The sequence below is a fragment of the Aeromonas sp. s4 genome (assembly GCF_040907855.1).
In the GTDB taxonomy this organism is placed as follows: Bacteria; Pseudomonadota; Gammaproteobacteria; order Enterobacterales; family Aeromonadaceae; genus Aeromonas; species Aeromonas caviae.
The window spans coordinates 49,731-74,093 of the sequence record NZ_JBFOCP010000018.1 but is presented as its reverse complement, the minus strand read 5'-3'; the positions used below and the strand labels follow the sequence as shown (position 1 = coordinate 74,093).

General features: G+C 61.9%; 19 protein-coding genes, 1 tRNA gene and 1 riboswitch. Of the genes, 9 read left to right on the top strand and 11 right to left on the bottom strand.

All coding sequences use genetic code 11. The annotated features are described in order from the left end of the window. Window positions 1–8 precede the first annotated feature (8 nt). The 4 genes from AB5Y89_RS04285 to aceA all read left to right on the top strand — a co-directional run bounded on the left by AB5Y89_RS04285 (window position 9) and on the right by aceA (window position 4,166). Window positions 9–85 (top strand) — tRNA-Pro (locus AB5Y89_RS04285). A 257-nt stretch (window positions 86–342) separates the two neighbouring features. Continuing rightward, window positions 343–483 (top strand): hypothetical protein, encoded by a 141-nt coding sequence (locus AB5Y89_RS04280; protein ID WP_010675269.1) that lies wholly within the window; start codon window positions 343–345, stop codon window positions 481–483. 692 nt (window positions 484–1,175) lie between these two features. Then, entirely contained in the window at window positions 1,176–2,783 is a 1,608-nt protein-coding gene (gene aceB / locus AB5Y89_RS04275) for a malate synthase A (RefSeq protein WP_336582412.1), read from the top strand. 69 nt (window positions 2,784–2,852) lie between these two features. Then, window positions 2,853–4,166 (top strand): isocitrate lyase, encoded by a 1,314-nt coding sequence (gene aceA, locus AB5Y89_RS04270; RefSeq protein ID WP_041213155.1) that lies wholly within the window; start codon window positions 2,853–2,855, stop codon window positions 4,164–4,166. A gap of 206 nt (window positions 4,167–4,372) precedes the next feature. Here aceA and hda read toward each other — a convergent pair whose 3' ends face one another. The 3 genes from hda to upp form a co-directional block, all read right to left on the bottom strand. Further along, a complete protein-coding gene (gene hda / locus AB5Y89_RS04265) occupies window positions 4,373–5,074 on the bottom strand; it encodes a DnaA inactivator Hda (RefSeq protein WP_010675272.1) in 702 nt (233 codons plus the stop codon). 102 nt (window positions 5,075–5,176) lie between these two features. Then, a complete protein-coding gene (locus tag AB5Y89_RS04260) occupies window positions 5,177–6,205 on the bottom strand; it encodes a DUF2066 domain-containing protein (RefSeq protein ID WP_042864114.1) in 1,029 nt (342 codons plus the stop codon). A gap of 140 nt (window positions 6,206–6,345) precedes the next feature. Further along, window positions 6,346–6,972 (bottom strand): uracil phosphoribosyltransferase, encoded by a 627-nt coding sequence (gene upp / locus AB5Y89_RS04255; protein WP_005302745.1) that lies wholly within the window; start codon window positions 6,970–6,972, stop codon window positions 6,346–6,348. 176 nt (window positions 6,973–7,148) lie between these two features. Between upp and purM the strand changes: the two genes are divergently transcribed. Further along, the gene (gene purM, locus AB5Y89_RS04250; protein WP_010675274.1) at window positions 7,149–8,186 is read left to right on the top strand and encodes a phosphoribosylformylglycinamidine cyclo-ligase; all 1,038 of its coding nucleotides are present in this window, start codon (window positions 7,149–7,151) and stop codon (window positions 8,184–8,186) included. A gap of 32 nt (window positions 8,187–8,218) precedes the next feature. Then, the gene (gene purN, locus AB5Y89_RS04245; protein ID WP_368222929.1) at window positions 8,219–8,857 is read left to right on the top strand and encodes a phosphoribosylglycinamide formyltransferase; all 639 of its coding nucleotides are present in this window, start codon (window positions 8,219–8,221) and stop codon (window positions 8,855–8,857) included. A gap of 114 nt (window positions 8,858–8,971) precedes the next feature. Here the strand turns inward: purN and AB5Y89_RS04240 are convergent, their stop codons facing one another. The 5 genes from AB5Y89_RS04240 to AB5Y89_RS04220 all read right to left on the bottom strand — a co-directional run bounded on the left by AB5Y89_RS04240 (window position 8,972) and on the right by AB5Y89_RS04220 (window position 14,883). Continuing rightward, window positions 8,972–9,733, bottom strand: a complete 762-nt coding sequence (locus AB5Y89_RS04240; protein ID WP_161648058.1) for a Nif3-like dinuclear metal center hexameric protein — start codon at window positions 9,731–9,733, stop codon at window positions 8,972–8,974. A 107-nt stretch (window positions 9,734–9,840) separates the two neighbouring features. Next, complete coding sequence (locus tag AB5Y89_RS04235; protein WP_182957960.1) at window positions 9,841–11,175, bottom strand: sigma-54 dependent transcriptional regulator; 1,335 nt, start codon at window positions 11,173–11,175, stop codon at window positions 9,841–9,843. A gap of 70 nt (window positions 11,176–11,245) precedes the next feature. Beyond that, window positions 11,246–12,280 (bottom strand): PAS domain-containing sensor histidine kinase, encoded by a 1,035-nt coding sequence (locus AB5Y89_RS04230; protein WP_010675278.1) that lies wholly within the window; start codon window positions 12,278–12,280, stop codon window positions 11,246–11,248. Between the two features lie 105 nt (window positions 12,281–12,385). Continuing rightward, window positions 12,386–13,804 carry a sigma-54 dependent transcriptional regulator gene (locus tag AB5Y89_RS04225; protein WP_041213159.1) on the bottom strand — a complete coding sequence of 473 codons (1,419 nt, stop codon included), beginning with the start codon at window positions 13,802–13,804 and terminating at the stop codon, window positions 12,386–12,388. A 239-nt stretch (window positions 13,805–14,043) separates the two neighbouring features. Then, a complete protein-coding gene (locus AB5Y89_RS04220; RefSeq protein WP_029314755.1) occupies window positions 14,044–14,883 on the bottom strand; it encodes a DUF2726 domain-containing protein in 840 nt (279 codons plus the stop codon). Between the two features lie 258 nt (window positions 14,884–15,141). On the opposite strand from AB5Y89_RS04220, the gene AB5Y89_RS04215 reads away from it, so the two are divergent. The 3 genes from AB5Y89_RS04215 to ppx all read left to right on the top strand — a co-directional run bounded on the left by AB5Y89_RS04215 (window position 15,142) and on the right by ppx (window position 19,280). After that, window positions 15,142–15,654, top strand: coding sequence for a glycine cleavage system protein R (locus AB5Y89_RS04215; protein ID WP_010675281.1), 513 nt, complete (start codon window positions 15,142–15,144; stop codon window positions 15,652–15,654). A gap of 76 nt (window positions 15,655–15,730) precedes the next feature. Continuing rightward, on the top strand, window positions 15,731–17,800 hold the full coding sequence (gene ppk1 / locus AB5Y89_RS04210) for a polyphosphate kinase 1 (protein ID WP_010675282.1): 2,070 nt from the start codon (window positions 15,731–15,733) through the stop codon (window positions 17,798–17,800). Beyond that, window positions 17,790–19,280 carry an exopolyphosphatase gene (ppx, locus tag AB5Y89_RS04205; RefSeq protein WP_042864118.1) on the top strand — a complete coding sequence of 497 codons (1,491 nt, stop codon included), beginning with the start codon at window positions 17,790–17,792 and terminating at the stop codon, window positions 19,278–19,280. Before ppk1 ends, ppx begins: the two co-directional genes overlap by 11 nt. A 58-nt stretch (window positions 19,281–19,338) precedes the next feature. On the opposite strand, the gene mgtE is transcribed toward ppx, so the two are convergent. From mgtE to flgK, 3 genes are all read right to left on the bottom strand, one after another. Next, a complete protein-coding gene (mgtE, locus tag AB5Y89_RS04200; protein ID WP_042017552.1) occupies window positions 19,339–20,682 on the bottom strand; it encodes a magnesium transporter in 1,344 nt (447 codons plus the stop codon). A 123-nt stretch (window positions 20,683–20,805) separates the two neighbouring features. Beyond that, window positions 20,806–20,975: riboswitch (M-box (ykoK) riboswitch) on the bottom strand. Between the two features lie 177 nt (window positions 20,976–21,152). After that, window positions 21,153–22,361 carry a flagellar hook-associated protein FlgL gene (flgL, locus tag AB5Y89_RS04195; RefSeq protein WP_368222926.1) on the bottom strand — a complete coding sequence of 403 codons (1,209 nt, stop codon included), beginning with the start codon at window positions 22,359–22,361 and terminating at the stop codon, window positions 21,153–21,155. Window positions 22,362–22,364: 3 nt separating this feature from the next. Next, window positions 22,365–24,362 (bottom strand): flagellar hook-associated protein FlgK, encoded by a 1,998-nt coding sequence (gene flgK / locus AB5Y89_RS04190; protein WP_042017550.1) that lies wholly within the window; start codon window positions 24,360–24,362, stop codon window positions 22,365–22,367. Between the last annotated feature and the right edge of the window lies 1 nt (window position 24,363).

The following is a 24,363-nucleotide window of genomic DNA, read 5'->3' as shown; positions in this document are numbered from 1 at the left end:
GACTCCGTCGGTGTGTAGCGCAGCCAGGTAGCGCATCTGCATGGGGTGTAGAGGGTCGGAGGTTCGAATCCTCTCACACCGACCAAATTCCCCGAAAATAGCCCAGTCAAACGACTGGGCTATTTTTTTGCCTGCACGCCCGACGCTTGCCTCTTTTTCCTCTCGCCTCCCCCGTTCATCGGGTCGCCACTTTTTATTGGCATGAATTTTATACAGAACCACTTGAAGCTTTCATAAAGTGCCGCTAGGATACGCAACTTTTCCGCCGGCCATAAAAACAGGGAGGTGGACACTAGGGTGATGGAATCACCGACCGGCTTGCAATCAATGAGGCAAGCATCCATGACCCAAGCTGTTGACTCCCAGCCCGTTCAGCCCCTGATCTCCCCCACCCCCTCCGAGCTCGATTCCGCAGAGCACGGGTTCGGCAGTTCAGTGCACCTCGATGTGATCGATCTCGCCGCCCCGGATGAAGATTACTGAGACGAGCCCGTGCCATAGTGCGGTTCAAGACGCCGGTTTTGCTGTCCGGCACCGCCCTTGACCCCGGCCAACAGGCCGCCACCTCAAATAACGACAAAATGCTAGTTTTTCTTCAAAAACCAGTTTAATTGACCATCTTCTGCGCCCCAACCTCCCTCTCCTTCATGGACACGCCTTGATACAAACCTACGTTATTGCTCGTCATTTCCCTCTCTCCTGTTCGCCTTCGCCATTTTGACCCAATTTGACATTTTAGTTTTAAACACCAGTTCACTACCCGGTCACTTCATAGCCCTCATGCAGGCTGGATTGGACGAAGGCATTTCATACAGCTGTTTTTGCAAAGCTTGGAGTAATGTCGGGATTTGTTTTTGCATTTGTAATTTTATTACGTAATTAGTTACATTTTTAACCCACCCCCTCTACCGAAATCCTCCCCCCTGCCGCCCCGGCGACCCAAGAGCATAACCATCTGTAAAGAGCTTTTACACTAATCACATAAATCCATTTAAAACAGCATCTTAAGTATCATCAAAAAACACCTGTTTTAAAAATCAAGTTGACGAATCCGCCATTCTTTTGCACCTTATGAATCGTGTTGCCCCGCTGTTACGGGGAGTTTGAAAGAAAGGGATATAGACGTTAGTCGTAGTTAATAAATTCAAAATGTAACTTTTGGAGGAGTACCCACTATGTCGGCACCGGCCCAGACCATCAGCAGCACCCGCCTGCGCATTCAAGGCGAGATGCTTCCCGATTACGCGCAGATCCTGACGCCGGATGCGGTGGCCCTGGTGTCCGAACTGGTGGAACGTTTCGCTCCCCAACGCAATGAGCTGCTGAAGCAGCGAGTCGCACGCCAGGCCCGTATCGATGGCGGCGAGTTACCGGACTTCCTGCCAGAGACCGCCCATATTCGCGCTGGTGACTGGACGGTGCGCGGCATCCCCGCCGATCTGCAGGACCGCCGTGTGGAGATCACCGGCCCGGTCGAGCGCAAAATGGTGATCAATGCCCTCAACGCCAACGTCAAGGTCTTCATGGCCGACTTCGAGGACTCACTGGCCCCAGCCTGGAACAAGGTGATCGAGGGCCAGATCAACCTGCGCGATGCGGTCAACGGCACCATTGCCTACCAGAGCCCGGAGGGGAAGGCCTATACCCTGAATCCCAATCCGGCCGTGCTCATCTGCCGGGTTCGCGGTCTGCATCTGCCGGAGAAGCACGTCACCTTTGATGGTGCCCCCATTCCCGGCGGCCTGTTCGACTTCGCCCTCTATTTCCTGCACAACCACAAGGCGTTGCTGGCCAAGGGCTCCGGTCCCTACTTCTACGTACCCAAGCTGCAGAGCCATCTGGAAGGGCGCTGGTGGAGCGAGGTGTTCGCCTGGACCGAAGACAGGTTTGGTCTGCCCCGCGGTACCATCAAGGCCACCGTGCTCATCGAAACCCTGCCGGCGGTATTCGAGATGGACGAGCTGCTCTATCAGATGAAGGATCACATCGTCGCCCTCAACTGCGGCCGCTGGGATTACATCTTCAGCTATATCAAGACCTTGAAGAATCACTCTGATCGCGTCCTGCCGGATCGTCAGGTGGTGACCATGGACAAACCGTTCCTCTCTGCCTACTCGCGACTCCTCATCAAGACCTGCCACAAGCGCGGCGCGCTGGCGATGGGGGGAATGGCCGCCTTTATTCCGGCCAAGGACGCGGCCGTCAACGAGCAGGTGTTTGCCAAGGTGCACGCGGACAAGCAGCGCGAGGCCGACAACGGCCACGATGGCACCTGGGTCGCCCACCCCGGTCTGGCCGATACCGCCATGGCGGTGTTCAACGCCACCATTCCGGCGGGTGCCCAGAACCAGATCGGCGTGCTGCGCGAGCAAGATGCCCCCATCACGGCCGCCGATCTGCTGGCCCCCTGTGAGGGTGATCGCACCGAGGCGGGCATGCGCACCAATATCCGCGTCGCCCTGCAATATCTGGAAGCCTGGATCAACGGCAACGGCTGCGTGCCCATCTACGGACTGATGGAAGATGCCGCCACCGCCGAGATCTCCCGCACCTCCATCTGGCAGTGGATCCGCCACGGCAAGACCCTCTCCAACGGTCAGGCGGTGACCAAGGCGCTGTTCCGCCAGATGCTGGCCGAGGAGCAGGAGGTGGTCAGAGGCGAAGTGGGCGAGGCCCGCTGGCAATCGGGCCGTTTCGCCGAGGCGAGCGCCCTGATGGACGAGATCACCTGCGCCGACACACTCATCGATTTTCTGACGCTGCCCGGCTACGAGCGGCTGTGAGACCCGGGCCGGTAACGGCCCCCATAACAAGTCAATGGAAACGTGAAATCAATGAAAGAGGGAACTGATATGGCACTGACCCGTGAGCAACAGATCCAGGCTATCGAGAAAGACTGGGCAGAAAACCCCCGCTGGAAAGGGATCAAGCGCGGCTACAGCGCCGAGGACGTGGTGAACCTGCGTGGCAGCCTGCAGCCGGCACACACTCTGGCCCAACGCGGCGCCGACAAACTGTGGGAGCTGATCCACGGCGGCGCCAAGAAAGGCTATGTAAACTGCCTCGGCGCCCTGACCGGCGGCCAGGCGGTGCAGCAGGCCAAGGCCGGCATCGAAGCCATCTATCTCTCCGGCTGGCAGGTGGCGGCGGACAACAACCTCTCCTCCACCATGTACCCGGATCAGTCCCTCTACCCGGCCAACTCCGTCCCCTCCGTGGTGGAGCGCATCAACAACTCCTTCGCCCGGGCCGACCAGATCCAGTGGGCCAACAAGGTTGGACCAGAGGACAAAGGCTTCATCGACTACTTCCTGCCCATAGTAGCGGATGCGGAAGCCGGTTTCGGCGGCGTGCTGAACGCCTTCGAACTGATGAAGGGGATGATTGAAGCGGGCGCCGCCGGCGTGCACTTCGAAGATCAGCTCGCGTCCGTGAAAAAGTGCGGCCACATGGGCGGCAAGGTACTGGTCCCGACCCAGGAAGCGGTGCAAAAGCTTGTCGCGGCTCGCCTCGCGGCAGATGTCTGCGGCACCACCACCCTGGTGATCGCCCGCACCGACGCCAACGCAGCGGATCTGCTGACCACGGATGCCGATCCCTACGATGCCGGCTTCCTGACCGGTGAGCGAACCAGCGAGGGCTTCTACAAGGTGCAGGCTGGCATCGAGCAGGCCATCTCCCGCGGCCTGGCCTACGCCCCTTACGCCGACATGGTGTGGTGCGAGACCGCCAAGCCCGATCTGGACGAGGCGCGCAAATTTGCCGAGGCCATCAAGGCCCAGTACCCGGACAAGATCCTGGCCTACAACTGCTCCCCGAGCTTCAACTGGAAGAAGAACCTGGACGATGCCACCATCGCCCGCTTCCAGCAGGAGCTCTCCGACATGGGCTACAAGTACCAGTTCATCACCCTGGCGGGTATCCACAACATGTGGTTCCACATGTACGAGCTGGCCTACCAGTACGCCCGTGGCGAGGGAATGAAGCACTATGTCGAGATGGTGCAGCAGCCGGAATTCGCCGCCGCCGAGCGGGGCTACACCTTCGTGGCACACCAGCAGGAAGTGGGTACCGGTTACTTCGACAAGGTAACCACCGTCATTCAGGGCGGCCAGTCATCGGTGACCGCGCTGACCGGCTCGACCGAAGAAGATCAGTTCCACTGATAGCTGTGTAATGCTCGCAAACAAACCCCGGCCAAGTCCCGGGGTTTGTCGTTATGGGGCTTAGAACCTATCCCAGTAGGCGTAATCGTTGAAGGCAGTTTGAACACGGACAGCGCGCAGAAACCGGAGCGTACTGTAGTACGTGAGGATTTCGAGCACTGCCCAGGTTCAAAATGGCGAATAAGTTAGCCTAATGGGATAGGTTTTCAGAGCTCGAGTATCTCTTTGACGAAAGGGATAGTGAGCTTGCGCTTGGCACGGAAGGAGGCGTTGTCGAGACGATTGAGGGTGGCAAGCAGGGTGCGCATGTCGCGGGAGAGGCGGTTGAGCAGGAAACGGCCCACGTCGATGGGCAGCTTGAAACCCCGCAGCTCGGCGCGCAGTTGCAGGGCGCTGAGTTTGCCCTCGTCGTCCAGCTCGTCGAGGTGGAAGCTCACTCCCCAGTCGAGACGGGACGCGAGATCCGGCAGTTGCAGCCCCAGCTTGCGTGGCGCGCTGCAGCCGGTAACGATGAGCGTCCCCTCCCCCTTCTCCTTCCAGCGATTGTAGAAGTCGAACAGGGCCCGCTCCCACAGGGCGTTGCCGGCGATCGCCTCCAGGCTGTCGAGACAGACCAGGGGCAGGCTCTCCAGGGCATCGAGCATGCTGGGGTCAAGCTGTTCGAATTGATCGAGGGAGAGATAGGCCGCCGCCGCGTCGCGGGCGTTGACCTCGGCACAGGTAGCATGGAGCAGATGGGAGCGGCCCGACCCCTTGGCTCCCCAGAAATAGAGGAAGGGCGAGCCCTGACCGATGGCCGCATTCTTGAGGGCGGTGATCAGATGGGCGTTGTTGCCGGGATAAAAACTGACGAAGGTTTCATCATCCGGTAGTTGTACGGCTAAAGACAGTTGGGCCGGTTGCTTCACTCGTTGGGCTTTGACTGTGATATTTGCGGGCAAGTGTATCACCAGCGGGGCAGATAGAGAACCGCCCGGACCATGCCGGGCGGTCAGGATCCTCCCCCGGGATCAGGGCTGCGACCATTGATAGCGCAGGCCGCTCTCGTTGTCTTCCACCTGATGCAGGCGGCTCTCAAGTTGCAACCCCCTCACCAGCTCGGCCTTGTCCCCCTGCAGCGAGAGGTTGAAGGTCACCTTGTCCCCTTCCAGCTTGCCGATGGCCACCTTGGTGACACTGGCCATCCCCTGCAGCAGCTTCTGGATCTGGATCATGCCATCGATGTCGGACAACCCCTCCACCACCAGGGTCTGGCTGGAGGCGACACCGGATAGACGGGTACCGTACTGCTGCACCAGCCAACCGGCAAGGGCATCGGCAAAGCCCTTTGCCACCTCGGCCTGGGTACCTGAACCCGAGCCCTTGGTCAGTTCGGTCAGCTCTCCTGCCTGTGCCCCCGGCTTGGTCCCATAAAGACCCCAGTCGATGCTCCAGGCCTCCCCCTCCGGGCTCAGTTTGCCGAGCACCACCATTTCAGCACCGTAACGCTGGCTCGCCTTGAGCACGGGATCGGCAAAGCGGCCCCAGACATCGGTGGCATTGACCGCCATGTTGTCATCCAAGTCCATCAGCGGGAGACTGACCGGCAGCCCCATGGCCTGGGTCTGGGCACGCAGCGCCTCGGACCAGCCATCGCCGGACTGATCCGGCAGAATGCGCCGCTCCCCTTCGTCGACCACCAGCCAGATGGCGACCTGCGGCCGCACCGGGCCAAGTAGGGCAAACTTGCTCTGGCCGACCAGGGCGTTCACCTTGGCCACATTGAAATCCGCCTTGAGAAACTTGACCGAGCCGATGTCCTGATAGCTGTATTGCTGCACGTAATCCGCCGGCGCCGCCAGGGCCTTCACCACATCCGGCTGGGTGAGGATATCGCGCTTGCCCGTCACCTTGACGAGCACATCCCCCAGCGCCTGGGACTGGGCGGCCGTCATGTCGCCACTGGTGGGAGCCTTGCCCTGATAGAGGTCGGTTACCTGGGCGGCCGATACCACGAGTGGCAGACAGCAGCAGAGGAGAGTCGCTAAGCGTTTCAGCATAAAGAAGATTCTCGAAATGGGGGATGGTGCTTATGGTAGCGGCAAGGCGCGCATGGCAGCAAGCAAAGGGGGGAGAAACAGCGGAGCCGGCAGGGTGCCGGCTCCGTTTGCGCGCCTTGGGCGCGGCGATGGGGTGATGCTTACTTGGTGCCGAAGATCTTGTCGCCGGCATCACCCAAGCCCGGGACGATATAGCCCTTCTCGTTCAGCCCCTGGTCGATGGAGGCACAGAACAGCTCCACGTCCGGGTGAGCGGCTTCCAGCGCCTTGATGCCTTCCGGCGCGGCAACCAGCACCAGCACCTTGATGGACTGGCAACCTTTCTTCTTGAGCAGATCGATGGTGGCGATCATGGAGCCGCCGGTGGCCAGCATGGGGTCGATGACCAGGGCCAGACGCTCTTCGATGTTGCTGACGATCTTCTCGAAGTAGGGGACAGGCTGCAGGGTCTCTTCATCGCGATAGATACCGACCACGCTGACGCGGGCGCTCGGCATGTGCTCCAGCACGCCATCCATCATGCCAAGACCGGCGCGCAGGATGGGCACGACGGTGACCTTCTTGCCCTTGATCTGGTCGACTTCCACAGGGCCGTTCCAGCCATCGATGGTCACTTTTTCGGTTTCGAAGTCAGAGGTCGCTTCGTAGGTCAACAAACTGCCCACTTCCTTGGCCAGTTCACGGAAACGCTTGGTGCTGATGTCGCCTTCGCGCATCAGGCCGATCTTGTGCTTGACCAGGGGGTGTTTGACTTCAACGACTTTCATTATTATCTCCTCTAACCGGCGCCAAAAAAATCGCGGAATCATACAACAAAAGCCACGGCTTGTAGAGCTTTTCGATTCAAAAACGCGCAAACGATTTTCTTTCTGGTTTTTCGTGCCCGCTGGTAGAATACGCCCCGAATTTTACCCTCCACTTCTTTATATGACGGGGAATACGCGTGACTGACAAAACCTCACTGAGCTACAAGGATGCTGGCGTAGATATCGATGCCGGCAATGCACTGGTTGAACGTATCAAGGGCGTGTCAAAACGCACTCGTCGTCCTGAAGTCCTTGGTGGTCTTGGCGGCTTTGGGGCCCTGTGTCAAATCCCTGCTGGCTACAAGGAACCGGTACTGGTCTCCGGTACCGACGGGGTGGGCACCAAGCTGCGTCTGGCCATCGACCTGAAGAAGCACGACACCGTGGGGATCGACTTGGTCGCCATGTGCGTCAATGACCTCATCGTGCAGGGCGCCGAGCCCCTCTTCTTCCTCGACTACTATGCCACCGGCAAACTGGACGTGGACACTGCCGCTGCCGTGGTCACCGGCATCGGCGCCGGCTGCGAACAGTCCGGCTGTGCCCTGGTCGGCGGTGAAACTGCCGAAATGCCTGGCATGTATGAAGGGGAAGATTACGACATCGCCGGTTTCTGCGTCGGCGTGGTGGAAAAGAGCGAGATCATCGACGGCAGCAAGGTTGGCGAAGGGGATGCCCTGATCGCCCTGGCCGCCAGCGGTCCCCACTCCAACGGCTTCTCCCTCATTCGCAAGATCCTGGAAGTCTCCAAGGCCGACGTGCAGCAGCCGCTGGGTGACACCACCCTGGCCAACGCCCTGCTGGAGCCGACCCGCATCTATGTGAAGCCCGTGCTCAAGCTCATCAAGGAGTGCGAGATCCACGCCCTGTCCCACATCACCGGCGGCGGCTTCTGGGAGAACATCCCGCGCGTGCTGCCCGCCAACACCCAGGCGGTCATCGACGAGCAGAGCTGGCAGTGGCCGGCGGTGTTCAGCTGGCTGCAACAGGCAGGCAACGTCACCCGCCACGAGATGTATCGCACCTTCAACTGCGGCGTCGGCATGATCATCGCCCTGCCGGCGGATCAGCTGGACAAGGCACTGGCCCTGCTCAAGGCCGAAGGCGAGAACGCCTGGCACATCGGCCACATCGCCAAGGCGGCCGATGGTGAGGAGCAGGTCATCATTCAATGAATGATCGGATCAACGGCCAGATGACCTCCCCTATGAAACGCATCCTCGTCCTCATCTCAGGCAGCGGCAGCAACCTGCAGGCCATCCTCGACGGCTGTGCCGGCGGCAAGATTGCCGGTCAGGTGGTCGGCGTCATCAGCAACAAGGCTGATGCCTATGGCCTGGTGCGTGCCAGGGAAGCCGGGGTGGCAACCGCCATCCTGGCCCAGCAGCAGTTCGCCAGCCGGGAGGAGTATGATACCGCCCTGCTGGCCCTGATGGCGGATTATCAACCGGATCTGGTTGTGCTGGCCGGCTTTATGCGGATCCTGAGCGCCGACCTCGTGCGCCACTTCGCGGGGAGGATGATCAACATCCACCCCTCGTTGCTGCCGAAATACCAGGGTCTTCACACCCACCAGCGCGCCATCGAGGCCGGTGATGACGAGCACGGCGCCAGCGTCCACTTCGTCACCGAAGAGCTCGACGGCGGCCCGGTGATCCTCCAGGCACGGGTCCCCATCTTCGAAGGGGACAGTGCCGACGAGGTCGCCGCCCGGGTCCAGGTGCAGGAGCACAGCATCTACCCCCTGGTAGTGCAGTGGTTCTGTGAAGGGCGCTTGCAGATGCGAGAAGGGTCTGCCTTCCTCGATGGCAAGCAGCTTGGCCTGGCAGGCTATGCCAGCGAGTAATCGCTAGCAGCAGTAAGACACAACAAGGGAGGCTCAGGCCTCCCTTGTCATTTCCATCGACCAGCGCAATGCCTGTCATCACGTCCGATGACGCCGCTGCGCGGCTAATCGGCCCTACACCGGATTGTCGATATCGATAAAGGTCACCTCCAACCCGTGTACGGTGGCGAGCCACTCTCCCAGCGCCTTTACGCCGTAACGTTCGGTGGCGTGGTGGCCTGCGGCGTAGAAGTGCATGCCCATCTCGCGGGCGGTGTGGATGGTCTGCTCGGAGGCTTCGCCGGAGATGAAGGCATCGATGCCCTGCTCCGCCGCCTGGCTGATGTAGCTCTGGCCACCGCCGGTGCACCAGGCCACGGAGCGGATGAGCTCGGGACCACTGTCACCACAATGAAGCGGCTCGCGACCGAGACGCTCGGCAATCAGCTTGGCAAAATCGCTGCCGCTCATGGGCTCCTCCAGCTTGCCCACCATGGCGACGCTCTTGCTGTTCCAGGGTTCGAGGCCGCGACGCACCTTGATGCCAAGCAGCCTGGCAAGCTGGGCGTTGTTCCCCACCTCGGGGTGCACGTCCAGCGGCAGGTGGTAGGCAAACAGGTTGATGTCGTGGGTCAAGAGGGTCTTGAGACGGCGCTGCTTCATGCCGGTGATCTGGGCCGGCTCGCCGCTCCAGAAGTAGCCGTGATGGACCAGGATGGCATCGGCCCCGACGGCCACGGCGGCATCGATGAGGGCCTGGCTGGCGGTGACGCCGGTCACCACCTTGCGAATGCGCTCGCGCCCCTCCACCTGCAGGCCGTTGGGGCAGTAATCCTTGATGGCATGGGGTTCGAGCAGGTGGTTGAGCAGGCTTTCCAGTTTACGATGAGAGATCATGGGGGTCTCCTAGCTGGGCTCCCCACGCACTGTGCGGGGAGCCGGATTCCGATCGTCAGGGCCCATGATAATCGAGCCGGACCGGCAAGGCCATGCGCCTGTCAGGCCTAGGCGGGCAGCTCGATGCCGGCGTCACGCATCTGGGCCAGCTTGTAGCGCAGGGTGCGCGGGCTGATGCCGAGCTTGTCGGCCACCGCTTTGCGACTGCCGTTGCACTCCTGCAGGGTGTCCAGAATGATCTGGTGCTCCTGCTGCTTGAGTTCGCCACCGAGCCCCTCTCCTGACAGCCGCTCGAGCGGGCGCACCAGGGTCTCGTCCGTCTCCTCCAGGATCAGGTGCTCACAGTCGATGAGGCCGTCTGGACAGAGGATCAGGGCGCGCTGCACCACGTTGTCGAGCTCGCGCACGTTGCCGGGCCAGGGGTGAGCCATCAGACGCTCTCGGGCGTCCTCTGCGAGCTGCGGCGTCGACAGCCCCATCTGGCTGGCATGCAGCGCCAGCAGATGCTCCGCCAGGGGAAGAATGTCCCCCGGGCGCTCCCAGAGCGCCGTCCAGCGCAGGGGGAAGACGTTGAGGCGATAGTAGAGATCCTCGCGGAACAGCCCGTCCTGAACCGCTTTTTTCAGATCCCGGTTGCTGGTGGCAATGACCCGCACATCGAGGGGGATCATCTTGCGGCTGCCGAGCCGCTCCACCTCTTTCTCCTGCAAGACCCGCAGCAGCTTGGCCTGCAGCCCCAGATCCATCTCGGTGATTTCGTCGAGCAGCAGGGTTCCTCCCTGAGCCTGCTCGAACTTGCCAGGGCACCCCTGCACCGCACCGGTGAAGGCGCCCTTCTCATAGCCAAACAGGGTCGCTTCCAGCATGTTCTCCGGAATGGCGGCGCAGTTGATGGCGACGAAGGCCTGCTCTGCCCGGCTGGAGTGGTCGTGAATGTAGCGAGCCAGCACTTCCTTGCCCGTCCCGCTCGGTCCGGTCACCATGACGGTGGCTTCGCTTCTGGCCACCCGGGTCGCCAGCTGGAACAGCTCCGCAGTCCTGGGGTCCCCGTACACCACGGCACGCTTCTCCACCTTCTGGGCCGGCACATAACGGCTGACCTGGTTGAGCAGCACCTCGGGGGAGAAGGGCTTGGCCAGATAGTCGATCGCCCCCTCGCGCATGGCGCGCACCGCCCCGTCGATGTTGGCGTAGGCAGTCATCAGGAGCACAGGCACCTGGGGATATTGCTGGCGGATGTTGGCGAGCAGGGTCAGACCATCCATGCCCCCCATCTGGATGTCGGAGATCACCATGTCAAAGCGCTGACGGGACAGGGCAAGCAGGGCCCGCTCGCCGCTGTCCACCTCGCGGCACTCATAGCCACCGAGCAGCAGGGTATCCACCAGCGCCTCGCGCAGGCCGTTGTCATCTTCCACCACCAGAATGCGAGCCTGGGTCATGCCACACCTCCTACAACCAACATGGCCTTGTCGAGAATCATCTTCACCGGCGCTCCGGCTTTTGCGCGCCTCATGCCACTCCCCCCAACTGAACCTGTTGCTGATGCAGGGGGAAAGACAGGGTAAAACAGGTGCCCTCGCCAGGGACCGAGGCCACGCTTACCTCCCCCTGATGGGCTCGTACCACCGACTGCACCACCGCAAGACCGAGGCCCGTGCCCTGGGAACGGGTGGTAAAGAAGGGTTCGAAGATCTGGTTGAGCAGGGAGGGGGCCATCCCCTTGCCGTTGTCGATGACCCGCATCTCCACCCGGTTGCCGCTGCGCACAGCGCTCACCAGGAGCGAATCGGCGCCGGCCTGCCGGGCATTGGCGATGAGGTTGTTGATGGCCCCCGCCAGGGCACTGCTGTTGGCAAGCAGACAGAGATCGGGCTCAGGGGCCTCCAGATGCAAGGCGCAGCCCTGCTGCTGACAGAAGGCTTCGGCCCCCGCCTGCACTTCCGCCAGCAAGCCCTGCACCGAGAGGGGCGCCACCACCTGGTTGTCGCCATTGCGGGCAAACAGCAGGATGTCGTTGATCTGCTTCTCGAGATCCTGCAGGCGCGCCATCAATTTTTGCTGGAACTGGCTGCGGGATTCAGGCTTGAGGGTGCGGTTGGCCAGGTTGGCCGCATAGAGCATGGCGGCGGAGAGCGGGGTGCGGATCTGGTGCGCCAGGGAAGCCGCCATGTTGCCAAGGGCGGAGAGACGCTTCATGTGGTTGACCCTGTCCTGCAACTGGCGGGTCTCGGTCAAGTCGGTAATGAACACCAGTTGGCCCGGCTGATCCGGCAGCGGCTGGGTCGACAGCTGGACCCGGCGGCCGTCGCGCAAGGAGATCTCGTGACCGTCATCCTCACGGGGTTCGAAGCAGCGGGCGATGATCTGGCGCCAGGAAAGGCCTTCCAGTGGCTCTCCCAGCAGCGCCAGGGCGGCAGGGTTTGCGCGGGTGATCAGCCCCTCGCCATCGAGCAGCAGCACGCCGGTCGGCAGCGCAGTGAAGATGGCGTAAAGCTGACTCACTTCATGTGACTGGAGGGGGGCATCCTGCTGCAAGATTGTCATAAAGCTGACCTCAAACTGGCGATTGAGTCAGCTTATTCAATTTCCATGCCAGCAAAATAGACGTTATTTATCAATGTATTGGGTCAATGCGTCAAAGCATTGACCTCAATTGTCCTTGCTCATGCCGTACTTCTTCATCTTCTCCACCAGGGTGGTGCGGCGCATGCTGAGCAGGTCAGCGGCGCGGGCCACTACCCCGTCCTGGGACTCCAGGGCCTGGCGGATCAGCTCCACCTCGAGGTCGGCCAGCATCTCCTTGAGGTTGACCCCCTCCTGGGGCAACTGCATGGGCAGGGGCATGGCGATGCCGGGATCCAGCTCTGGTGGGGACTGGAACACGGCAGCCAGGGCGTCCCGCTCGTCCATCTCGGTGAGCCGTTCATCTCGTGGCTCGCAGGGCAGCAGGCGATAGCGGCCGGGCAGATCCGCCACATCGACGATCTGGTTCGGATAGAGGATGAGCAGGCGCTCGATGAGGTTGGACAGCTCGCGCACGTTGCCGGGCCAGGCGTACTGCATCAGGGACTCCATGGCGCGCTGGGTCAGACGGATGATCCCCTTGTGCTGTTCGGCATGGCGATTGAGCAGCTCCTGCAGCAGCAGCGGGATGTCGTCGGCCCGATCCCGCAGGGGGGGCGTCTCGATGGGGAACACATTGAGGCGGTAGTAGAGATCTTCGCGAAATGCCTGGGTGCGGATCATGGCTTCCAGATCCCGGTGGGTCGCCGCGATCACCCTCACATCTGCCTGGACGGCCTTGCCGCCCCCGACCCGGTCGAACTGGCGCTCCTGCAGCACCCGCAGCAACTTGACCTGCATCGGCAGCGGCATGTCGCCGATTTCGTCGAGGAAGAGGGTGCCCCCCTGGGCCAGTTCGAAGCGGCCGCGCCGGGCGGCAATGGCACCGGTGAAGGCCCCCTTCTCGTGACCGAACAGCTCGCTCTCGAGCAGCTCCGCCGGAATGGCGCCGCAGTTGATGGGCACGAAGGGGCCCGCGCTTCGGGCGGACAGCTCGTGGATGGCGCGAGCCACCACCTCCTTGCCGGTCCCGGACTCACCGAGGATCAGTACGTTGGCGTCGGTCTCGGCCACCTGGCCGATGAGACGGCGCACCTCCTGGATGCCCCTCCCCTTGCCCACCAGCAGGCGCAGCAGGGTCTGACCCTTGTCGTGGGTCTGATGACGGGGATGCAGGGAGATGAAGGCCTGGCAGAAGTGCAGATGACGGGTGAGGGACTCATAGGTAAAGGGCGCCTCGGCCACCCCGATGAAGTTGCTGCAGCCATGGCTCGCCGGCATCAGGGAGAGGAAGGGCAGACGAGGATGAGCGGCAAGCAGCTCACTCAGGGCGCGCTCGCGCAGTTCCCCGGCCAGAATCCCCTGCAAGGGCCCGGCAGTCTCGATGGCCACATCGAGATCGCTCTCCACCACCTCCTGCCAGGGGATCCCCATGAAGGAGAGCACAGTCCCCAGTTGTTGGCGCCGCACATCATCGGCATCAACAAGCAGCACACCCATAGCCATCCTATCCATATTTTCACACCTGACGCCAAGTTATTGTTTTTTAAGTGCTTATTAAAACCAATTTCGCACTGTGTCATAAGGGGGACAAAGTGCCAAAATTCTGGCGGATTGTCAAAACTTGTCGCATCCTCCCGGACCCTGGCGGGACGGGGATCACGCTTCCAGCCAGATTGAGTATCGGATGAAAACCAGCGAAGGGGAAAGAATGACGCCGACAGGGTGCGGCGTCAGAGGAGGGATCAGTGTTTCACGCTCTCCTGGGGAGCGGCATAGCGGCACTCGGGAAACCGGCTGCAGGCGAGGAACAGGCGACCGGCATGGGGACCCTTTCGTGCTTCCCGTGCCACCAGGGGCGCGGCACAGCGGGGGCAATGAGGGGTCGTCTTCCGGGGCTCCTCCTCATCCGGATCGAGGAAGGGATTCTCCTCCATCAACGCGGGCATTGCCTCTTCGGCCTGGGGGGGCGGCACCTGGGGCTCCCTGGCAGCCCCCGGGTGTGACGTGCCCAGATCGACACCATCGAGCAGCAGCGGGCTGAAGGTCGGTTCGCGGCGCTCGCCGGGCAGCAGGTCATCCACCGGCGCCGTCGTTCTCGCCAGCAGGGGCAGCAGTTGCTCCCGCAACTCGTCGACCTGGTAGTGGCTGCTGGCCGGGATCTGCAACAGCGGCAGGCCGGCGCCATCGCAGGCCGCCTTCAGGAAGAGATCCCGCACCTTGCGCTTCTGGTGGCGGTGCCCCTCGTCATCCAGCTCCACGGCACACAGGAAAGAGAGATCCGCCGGGTGGCAGAGCAGAAAATCGAAGTGCTTCTCCCCTATCTTGCCGAGCGCCTGCTGGCGCTTGCCCTTGCCAAGGTGCGCGTCGGGCGTCAGTACATAGGAGGCTCGTACCTTGGCAAAGACACGGGCCTTGTCCCCCACCGCCTGATCCAGCACCCCGAAGAAGGTGCACTCGGCTGGGCTCATCAAGGTTTCCTGCAGATCATAGGGCTCGGCCTTGCCCCCTTTCTCCCTGCGCCAGACGATCACCAGCAGGAGCAACCCCAGCAACACGGCTCCCGATACGACAAGGCTATTCATACACGCACATCCCGTTTACAAGACAAATTCAGTTCACACCAGAGGAAGGGGCACACTCTACCACGGGGAAAGCGACTCAGGCAGCGCAGAAATCAAGCCCGTCCCGGCATTCGCGTTTTTTCACTGAATTTGCGCAAGGCGGGCTTCATATGGCCTGTCACAGCAGGCACAATGCTAGAGCCCATGGACGTTCTGGCGCGCACCCCGTCGCCGCCAGGTGTCAACGGACCCCACGCAGCCCCATTCAAGGAGAGCAGGATGCAAAAGCAATTGGTCGTCACCGTGATCGGCGCAGACAAACCCGGGATCGTCGAGAGCCTGGCCGATACCATCACCCGGCAGCAGGGCAACTGGCTGGCCAGCTCCATGAGCGAGCTGGCGGGGCAATTTGCCGGCATTTTGCACGTCGCCGTGCCTGACGAGCATTACCGCAGCCTGTGCGAGGCCCTGGTGATGCTGCCTGGCCTCACCGTGAGCTTCGCCGAAGGACAGCTCAGCCCGCAACCGGCCCATCAGGTGATGCTGAGCGTCACCGGCAACGACAGACCGGGCATCGTCCACGAAGTGGCCAGCATCCTGCGACAGCTCAACATCAACGTCGCCGACCTCACCACAGGTTGCGAACCTGCGCCCCACTCAGGCGCCCCCCTCTTCTATGCCCACGCCCTGGTGGCCCTGCCGCCGCAACTCGAACTGGACGATCTCGTCACGGCCCTGGAGTCCCTCTCCGACGACCTCGTCGTCGACATCGATCAGGATCTGAGCGAATAGTGTCGCCTGTCATAAATTTGTCATGGTTTGACGCCATAACTTCCGCGCAGACGCAACCAGAGCAAAGAGGCACCAGATGAGCACCGACAAGCAGTATGAAGAGAAAGAGCTTAGCTGGCTCTCATTCAATGAACGGGTGTTGCAAGAGGCGATGGACAAGACGGTACCCCTCATCGAGCGGGTCCGCTTCCTCGGGATTTTCTCCTCCAATCAGGACGAGTTCTTCAAGGTACGGGTGTCGGACGTCAAGCGCCGCATCCTCATCAACGAAGTCCACGGCGGCGACGACGAGGCCAAGGTGCTGCTGCGCGCCATCCAGCAGAAGGTGATGGCGCTCGGCGAGGCGTTCGACAACACCTACAAGGAGCTGCTGATCGCGCTGGCCCGCCACAACATCTTCCTGGTGAACGAAAGCCAGCTCTCCGAGTCCATCCAGCAGTGGCTGCGGATCTTCTTTCGGGAAAAGGTGCTGCGCCACATCATCCCCATCCTCCTCAACAAGGAGGTCAACCCGGTCAAGTTCCTGAAAGACGAGCACACCTATCTCGCCATCGAGATGAAGAAGAACGGCCAGGTGATCCAGTACGCCCTGGTGGAAGTGCCCACCGACGATCTGCCCCGCTTCTTCCAGCTACCGCCGGAGGGCACCCGTCGCAAGAAGCAGATCATCATCCTGGACAACGTCATCCGCTTCTGTCTGGACGAGATCTTCAAGGGCTTCTTCGACTACGACGAGATTGCCGCCTACGCGGTCAAGCTGACCCGGGATGCCGAATATGACCTCTCCGACCAGCTGGACCTCAGCCTGGTGGACAAGATGAGTGACGGCTTGAAACAGCGCCTCACCGCCATGCCGGTGCGCTTCGTCTACGAGCGGGAGATGCCGGCGGCCATGATAAGCTTCTTGAAGCTCAAGCTGCAGATCAGCTCCTACGACGCCATCATGCCCGGTGGGCGCTATCACAACTTCAAGGATTTCATCGGCTTCCCCAATGTGGGCCGGGATTATCTGGAAAACCCCAAGCTGCCGGCCCTGGATTGCCGCGACTTTGACGGCTTCGTCAACGCCTTCGACGCCATCGCCAAGCAGGACATCCTGCTCTACTACCCGTACCACAAGTTCCACCACTTCACCGAGCTGGTGCGCCAGGCGGCCTTCGACCCGGCGGTCAGCGCCATTCGCATCAACATCTACCGGGTGGCCAAGAAGTCGCGGATCATCCACTCCCTCATCGACGCCGCCAACAACGGCAAGAAGGTGACCGTGGTGGTGGAGTTGCGCGCCCGCTTCGACGAGGCGGCCAACATCGACTGGGCCAACATCCTGACCGACGCAGGCGTCAAGGTGGTGTTCGGGGTGCCCAGCCTCAAGATCCACTCCAAGCTCTGCCTCATCACCCGCCACGAGAACGGCGAGGCGGTGCGCTACGCCCATATCGGGACCGGCAACTTCAACGAGAAGACCGCCAAGATCTACACCGACTTTTCCCTGCTGACCCGCCATCCGGACATCACCGCCGAGGTGGAAAGCGTGTTCGAGTACATCGAGTACCCCTATCGGCGCTACAAGTTCAACCACCTGCTGGTCTCCCCCATCAACAGCCGCCGCCAGCTCTATCGCCTCATCGACAACGAGCTGGCCAACGCCAAGGCGGGGCAACCCAGCGGCATCACCCTCAAGATCAACAATCTGGTGGACAGAGACCTCATCAACCGGCTCTATGCCGCCGGCCAGGCCGGGGTGCCCATCCAGATGATCATCCGGGGCATGTGCGCTCTGCGCCCGGGGGTGCCGGGTCTGAGCGACAACATCCGGGTCATCAGCATCATCGACCGTTTCCTCGAACATCCGCGGGTGATGGTGTTCCACAACAAGGGCAATCCCCAGCTCTATATCTCCAGTGCCGACTGGATGAGCCGCAACATCGACGGTCGCATCGAGGTGGGCACCCCCATCTATGACGAGCGGCTCAAGCAGCGCATCCTCGACATTCTCGAGCTACAACTGAGTGATACCTGCAAGGCGCGGGTGATCGATGCCGACCAGAAGAACGAGTACGTGAAGCGGGGCAACCGCCGCAAGGTCCGTTCCCAGGTGGCGATTTACGACTACCTCAAACGCATAGAGTCAAACCATGGACAATAGTCTGTACGCCGCTGTCGATCTGGGCTCGAACAGCTTCCACATGGTCATTGCCCGCCTCACCGAGGGGCGGATGCAGATCATCGATCGCATCAAAGAGCGAGTGCGCCTCGCCGAAGGGATGGATGAGCAGCGCCGCATGTCCCCGGAGGCCATGGCGCGCGGGCTGGACTGCCTCGCCCTGTTCGCCGAGCGGCTCACCAACATCAAGCCGGATCAGATCCGCATCGCCGGCACCTACACATTGCGCCGCGCCAGCAACGCCCGCGACTTCGTGCGCGAGGCGGCCAAGGTGCTCAACCACCCCATCGAGATCATCAGCGGCCAGGAAGAGGCCCGCCTCATCTATCAAGGGGTCGCTCATACCCAGCACATCGAGGGCCAGGTGCTGGTGGTGGACATCGGCGGCGGCAGCACTGAGCTCATCATTGGCGAAGGGTTTGAGCACAAGGCGCTCACCAGCCGCAAGATGGGCTGCGTGAGCTTCACCCAGAGCTTCTTTGGCAACGGCAAGCTCGGCGAGAAGGCCTTCAACGCCGCCGTGTTGGAAGCCCAGCACCAGCTCGCCCCCATCATCAACCAGTACCGCAAGCTGGGCTGGCAGAGCTGCCTCGGCAGCTCGGGCTCCATCCGCACCGTGCGCGACGTGTTGCAGGGAGAAGAGTGGACCGATGGTGCCATCACCCTGGCGGGACTGGAGCGGCTGAAGGAAGAGATGCTCAAGCACAAACGGGTCGACCAGCTCAAACTGGCAGGCCTCACCGAGGAGCGTCAGGGGGTCTTTGCCGCCGCGGTGGCCATCCTGCTCGGACTCTTCACCTCCCTGCCCATCGAGCGGATGGAGTACTCCGACGGCGCCCTGCGCGAAGGGCTGCTCTACGAGTTCGAGGAGCGCCTGCAGCATCACGACATTCGCGAACGTACCGCGCTTGCGCTCAGCACCCACTATCGCATCGACAAGCGCCAGGCCACCCGGGTAGAGAGCAGCGTCCTCTCCCTGTTCGACGCCCTGAGCGGCCCCTGGGAGATGCCGGAAGAGCCCTATCGCGCCATCCTCGGCTGGGCGGCGCGGTTGCACGAAATCGGCCTTGCCATCAACTACAGCGGCATCCACAAACACTCCGCCTACATCTTGCAAAACACCGACCTGCCCGGCTTCAACCAGGACGATCAGGCCTTGCTGGCGGCCCTGGTGCGCTTTCATCGCAAGGGGCTCAAGCTCTCCGAGCTGCCGGCCCTGCCCAACCACGACGAGCAGACGGTGCTGCGCTGCATCCGCATCCTGCGCCTCGCGGTGGCGGCCCACCACAGGCGTCAGGACAACCTGCTGCCCGAGTGGAACGTGCAGGCCGCCGGGGATCAGCTGGTGGTCACCCTGCCCCTGGACTGGTGCGACGAGAACAAGTTGCTGATGCAGAACCTGGAAAAGGAGCACCGCTACTGCCACGAGCAGGGCTGGCCCCTGCTGTTCCAGCTCGGGTGATCCGCTCCTCTGTGCAAAAAGGCAGCCGATGGCTGCCTTTTTTGTCTCTTGTCCTTTCCTACTGCAGATCCGGCAGGATCAGCTTGGCTATCTCGAAGTAGATGATGAGGCCGGTACCGTCCACCAGGGTGGCGATGAAGGGGGCGGAGACCACCGCCGGGTCGATGCGAAAGCGACGCAGCACCATGGGTATCACCGAGGCGACAGTGGCGCTCCAGAGCACGATGGCGACGATGGTCAGGGTCACCACCATGCCGATCTCGGGCCCCACCCCCAGGCTCCAGGCCCGCACCCAGGCCGCCAGCGCGATGGCGGCCGAGATGAGCAGACCGGTGGAGATCTCCTTTTTCAGCACGGTGCCGAGGTTTTTCAGGCTCACCTCCCCCACCGCCATGGCACGCACTATGGTGGTGGTGATCTGGGTACCGCTGTTGCCACCGGTACCGATGAGGAGCGGGATGAAGAAGGCCAGGGCGATGGCTGCCTCCAGCTGCTCTTCAAAGGCCCGCAGCACGGTGCCTGTGTAGGCTTCCGCCACGAACAGGATCAGCAGCCAGCCCACCCGCTTGCGCCACAACTGCCAGGGGGTGGCCTGCAGATAGGGGGTATCCAGCGGCGAGGAGCCCCCTTGCAGCTCCGCATCCTCGGTGGACTCCAGCTCCAGAATGTCGGCGGCATCGTCCACGTGGAAGACCCCCACCAGACGACCCTGATCTTCCACCGGCAGGAGCGAGAGGTCGCGGTCAATGAGCAGGCGGGCCGCCAGCTCCTGATCCGCCCGGGCGTTGATGCGCACCGCCTCCCCCTCCATCAGCTCCCCTACCGGCAGCAGAGGATCGGCGATCAGCAGCGACTTGAGGGAGACGCTGCCAAGCAGGCGCTGCTCGCCGTCAACCACATAGAGATGACCGAACAGCCTGGCCTGATCCCAGGCCCCGTGGATCAGCTGCTTGGCGCTTTCCACCGTCGCATCGGCCTCCACTGCCAGGTATTCGTGGCGCATGTTGGCCCCCACCGACTCGTTCGGCCAGGCCAGCAGTGACTGGAAGGCTTTACGGGCGGGGTCTGGCAGCCGGGCGAGCAGGGTCTTGCGATCGTGCTCGTCGAGCCTGCGCAGGATGGCCAGCAGGTCCCGACGGGCCAGGGTGCCCTGTAGTATTCCCACGATGCTGCCATGCAGCCTGAGCAGCAGATGGCCGGCACACTCCGCCGGGAGGGAGGCGAGCAAGGACGCCCCTTCCGGCATGGAGAGGGTATCGAAGATGCAGTTGAGCTCTTCCGGGCGCAGGGTCAGAAGCTGATCGGCACGGGCCACCGGATCCAGGTTGTGAGCCAGCCAGTTGCGCAGGGCGACCGGGTCGAGCAGTTGATGACGATTGAGCAGGGTGTGTGTTTTCTTCATCACAGATGTCCTCATGTGATTTCAGGCGAACCTGAACGCCTCCGGCACCTGGCCGGATGCAACGGCAAGAAAACAGCAATTTGATTGACGAGTAACAGGCAGGAAATGACGCCGTCCGGCGTGTTTTCATCCCCACGTACCAGCTTTAGCACTGCATAACGTATCCGGCATGCCGGAAGCCACTTGGGTTGACACCTTAATCCGATGAAAACTGTCCTGATCTTGGGCGTCTCTGGACGTCGTGAGATCAGTGGCCTGTGTTTATGCAGGAGCCTCGCCTAACGAGATGCTGCGAACATTGATTGCACGGCGCTACCGTGCGGGCGGCATCATCTGCCCAGGCGCAGGTCGAGTCAAGGCAAACGGGCACCTGGCAACGGGTTGTTACAAATTGGCCGGACGACGGGCTCTTCATGAAACGAGGCTCCCCCGTACGTGGCACGGGGGAGCCTGCGGTCAACGGACGAACGTCAGCGGATATAGTCGAATAGGGTCAGCTTGCTTATCTTGCTGAAGGCGAGCTGGGAGGCGCTCATGGCTGCATCCTCCTTGGAGAGGGCCGCGATCACCTCGTACATGTCCGCCTCGGACACCTTGGCCCGCGCCTGCTGGTTCAGGGTGCTGAGTCCGTCGTTGGAGCTCATCACCTGCTCCAGGCTGTTCATCCTTCCCCCCAGCTCCCCCAGTCCCCGGTCTATCTTGGTTCTGGCGTTGCTCATGTGAGTGGTGGCATCGGAGACCGCCAGCTGAAAATCGCTCTCGGACAGGGTCGGATCGCGCATGGCGGAGATGAAATCGGACATGCCATTGAGGATGTTGTCGTTTTTCGGGGTATCCAGCACGAAGTTCTGGGTCGCCGACCCCGCAGGGAGGTCGAGGGTGAGCGCCAGGCCGTTGAAGGGGATCTTGTTGCCCGCCACATAGTCGCCGCTTTGCAGCAGAGTGCCACCGCTGTCACGGATCTCGTAGGTGTCCGGCGGCCCGGCCAGGGTGCTGACCGCATACTGGTTGCTCGGCAGGGAAGCATCATAGTTGTTGCGATAGAAGCTCTCGAAGTTCCCCTGATCCGCCACCGACACCTGGATGTTGCCACTGGCGGCGCTGGCGGTGCGCCGGGTCGCCACCATCTCGAACAGATCGAAACCGGAGTCGTTGGCCGGGATCTGCACCGTGGGAGAGACCTGGATGTTGCGCTGCCCCGTGTCCCCCTGGAACACATAGTTGCCGCTGGCATCCTTGACGAAGGGCTGGGTCTTGCTCTGATTGCCGCCGAAGATGTACTCCCCCTGGGAGTTCTTGCTGTTCATCAGGTCGAACATCTGCTTTTGCAGCCCCTCCAGTTCGCTCGCGATGGCGTTGCGCTCCTCGGAGCCCATGGCGGAGTTGTTCGCCTTCTGGATCAGAGTCTGGGCACTCAGCATGGCGTTGTTGAGGGAGGTAAGCACCGTCTCCTCGTGGCCAAGGCTGTTCTCCAGCAGGCTGCCGTTGACGCCGTACTGCTTGAAGAGATCGATCTCCTTGGTCAGCGCCATCTTCTGGCTCATGCCGGCCGGGTCCTCCCCGGAACGGGAAAATTTATCCCCCGTCATCAACTGGCTGTAGGCGGTGTTCTGGCGCTCGCTCACCTTGCTCATGGAGGCAAGGTTGCGGTCATAGATCATGTTGGTGGTGATGCGCATGACTTACCTCACGGAGGAGAGCAGGGTGTCGAAGATGGTCTTGGCGGTGTTCACTATCTGGGCCGAGGCCGCATAGGACTGCTGGAAGCGGATGAGGTTGGCCGCCTCCTCCTCCAGATTGACGCCGGAGACACTCTCGAAGATGGCGGTACTCTGGGTCAGCTTCGCCTCGTTGGCCTGCAGCAGGGTCTTGGCCTGGCTGGTCTTGTTGCCAATGCCGCTCACCAGACCCGAGTAGGCATCGTTGAAGGTCATCTTGTCGTTGCTGGTGGCGGCGTTGTTGTTCTTGCGCACCAGCTCCTTGTTTTGGAGCTCCGCCAGCGCCAGGCCGTTGGCGTTGTCCGCGAAGCCATCCTTGTTGTAGCTGAGCGTGAAGCTGTCGTTGGCCTCCACCTTGCCGGTGATGCTGAACTCATAGCCCGGGCTCTGGGTCGGATCGGCGTAGACCTTGGGCCCCCCCAGGGGGCTCTCGAGGGCGGCCATCAGGTTCTTCCCCTTGCTGGAGGCGGGGGCCACACCGAGCAGGTTGTTGTTCTTGTCATAGACCTCGTAGTTGCCGCTGCCGTCGATCTTGATGACCTGGGGGGCACTCGGGTCCAGAGTGTTGGTGCCAAAACCCGAGCCCGTGCCGGTGTTGTAGACACCGCCCAGCGTTATTTCGCCCGAGCCCAGGTTCTGGGATCCCTTGTCCGCCTTCAGGGGGGATGCCAGCGCGATATCCTCGGGACGGGTGATCGCCTGCTCCAGGTTGGCAGCCGCATTCCGGGTGGGTTGCAACAAGATCTTGTCACCCGCGACCGGAGTGCCGGAGAGATCGATTTCGATGCCGTGCCCCGCCACCTCGAAGGTGGCTGGCGGCGTGGTCCCCGTGGCGAGCGAGGTACGCTGCCCGCTGCCGTCGATGGCGAACACCTCGTAACCGGTGGCGCTGTTGAACCGCACCTCGTAATCGAAGGTGGTGACCTCGCTCCCCTTGCCGGGGACGAAGTTGACGCTGGCCGCCCCGTTACCCTGGTTGCTGGCGTAGGGCAGCCCCTGGCTTCCCTTGAGAGTGAAGAGATCCCCCCCAAGCTCGTTGTCGAGATCCATCCCCAGCCGGTTCTGCTGGTTCATGGCATCCCCCAGGGCGACGGCCAGCTGCCCCAGCTCCCGCTTGGCGGGCTCCAGATCACGGCGCGCGGTGAAGAGGCCACCGATGGCACCGCCAATATCCTGGTCGTTGATGCTGGCCTGGTTCTTGCCCAGGGTCAGCTGCAGGGAAGGCTCACGGGAATCCGGGTCCCCCGGCACCACCTTGAACTGGGCCACGCCGCCATCGAGCACCAGGGAGTGCCCTGTGCTCATGTTGACCAGCATGCTGCCATTGGGCTGGGTCACGGTGCGGATCTCCATCTTCTCGGAGAGCTGGCGAATGGCCTCATCCCGCTGATCGAACAGCATCAGGTTCTCTTCAGGGGAGCCCTGGGTGCGGACAATGGCCTGGTTCAGATCGTTGATGCTGTTCAGCAGGCTGTTCACCCTGTCCGTCTCGTCCCCAATGGTGGCGTTGATGGTATCGGACTGCTTGTCGAGCTGGGCGGAGAGGGTATGGAATCTGTCCACCATGCCGCTCAGTTCACTCAGGGTCGTCTTGCGCCCCCCGATCTCGGACGGTGACTCGTTGGCGGTGTGGAAAGCCTTGAAATAGGAGGTGATGGTGGTCCCCACGCTGTTGCTGGCATCACCGAGCAGGCTGTCGAGCCGGAACAGTTGATCGTAGCGGGTGTTGGCCGCCTGATACGCGGACGTATCCCGGCGCACCTCGGCCTGGGCATAGGCGTTGATGATGCGCTCGCTCACCATGTCGCCCGTCCCCAATCCGACGGAATTGGTGTAGATCAGGGTGCGTTCACGTACATAGCCCTGGCTATTGACGTTCACTATGTTGTTGCTGGTGGTCTGCAGCAGTCGCTGCTGGGCCAACACACCCGAGGTCCCAATTCCAAGCAGATCGCTTGCCATA

What these genes read in the sequence shown, in the direction of transcription:
- flgL (WP_368222926.1), bottom strand. Translation starts at nt 22,361, where the DNA reads ATGCGCATCACCACCAACATGATCTATGACCGCAACCTTGCCTCCATG.
- AB5Y89_RS04225 (WP_041213159.1), bottom strand. Translation starts at nt 13,804, where the DNA reads ATGGCTATGGGTGTGCTGCTTGTTGATGCCGATGATGTGCGGCGCCAA.
- ppk1 (WP_010675282.1), top strand. Translation starts at nt 15,731, where the DNA reads ATGAGCACCGACAAGCAGTATGAAGAGAAAGAGCTTAGCTGGCTCTCA.
- AB5Y89_RS04215 (WP_010675281.1), top strand. Translation starts at nt 15,142, where the DNA reads ATGCAAAAGCAATTGGTCGTCACCGTGATCGGCGCAGACAAACCCGGG.
- aceB (WP_336582412.1), top strand. Translation starts at nt 1,176, where the DNA reads ATGTCGGCACCGGCCCAGACCATCAGCAGCACCCGCCTGCGCATTCAA.
- aceA (WP_041213155.1), top strand. Translation starts at nt 2,853, where the DNA reads ATGGCACTGACCCGTGAGCAACAGATCCAGGCTATCGAGAAAGACTGG.
- AB5Y89_RS04260 (WP_042864114.1), bottom strand. Translation starts at nt 6,205, where the DNA reads ATGCTGAAACGCTTAGCGACTCTCCTCTGCTGCTGTCTGCCACTCGTG.
- upp (WP_005302745.1), bottom strand. Translation starts at nt 6,972, where the DNA reads ATGAAAGTCGTTGAAGTCAAACACCCCCTGGTCAAGCACAAGATCGGC.
- AB5Y89_RS04220 (WP_029314755.1), bottom strand. Translation starts at nt 14,883, where the DNA reads ATGAATAGCCTTGTCGTATCGGGAGCCGTGTTGCTGGGGTTGCTCCTG.
- mgtE (WP_042017552.1), bottom strand. Translation starts at nt 20,682, where the DNA reads ATGAAGAAAACACACACCCTGCTCAATCGTCATCAACTGCTCGACCCG.
- AB5Y89_RS04230 (WP_010675278.1), bottom strand. Translation starts at nt 12,280, where the DNA reads ATGACAATCTTGCAGCAGGATGCCCCCCTCCAGTCACATGAAGTGAGT.
- purN (WP_368222929.1), top strand. Translation starts at nt 8,219, where the DNA reads ATGAAACGCATCCTCGTCCTCATCTCAGGCAGCGGCAGCAACCTGCAG.
- AB5Y89_RS04240 (WP_161648058.1), bottom strand. Translation starts at nt 9,733, where the DNA reads ATGATCTCTCATCGTAAACTGGAAAGCCTGCTCAACCACCTGCTCGAA.
- flgK (WP_042017550.1), bottom strand. Translation starts at nt 24,362, where the DNA reads ATGGCAAGCGATCTGCTTGGAATTGGGACCTCGGGTGTGTTGGCCCAG.
- AB5Y89_RS04235 (WP_182957960.1), bottom strand. Translation starts at nt 11,175, where the DNA reads ATGACCCAGGCTCGCATTCTGGTGGTGGAAGATGACAACGGCCTGCGC.
- ppx (WP_042864118.1), top strand. Translation starts at nt 17,790, where the DNA reads ATGGACAATAGTCTGTACGCCGCTGTCGATCTGGGCTCGAACAGCTTC.
- AB5Y89_RS04280 (WP_010675269.1), top strand. Translation starts at nt 343, where the DNA reads ATGACCCAAGCTGTTGACTCCCAGCCCGTTCAGCCCCTGATCTCCCCC.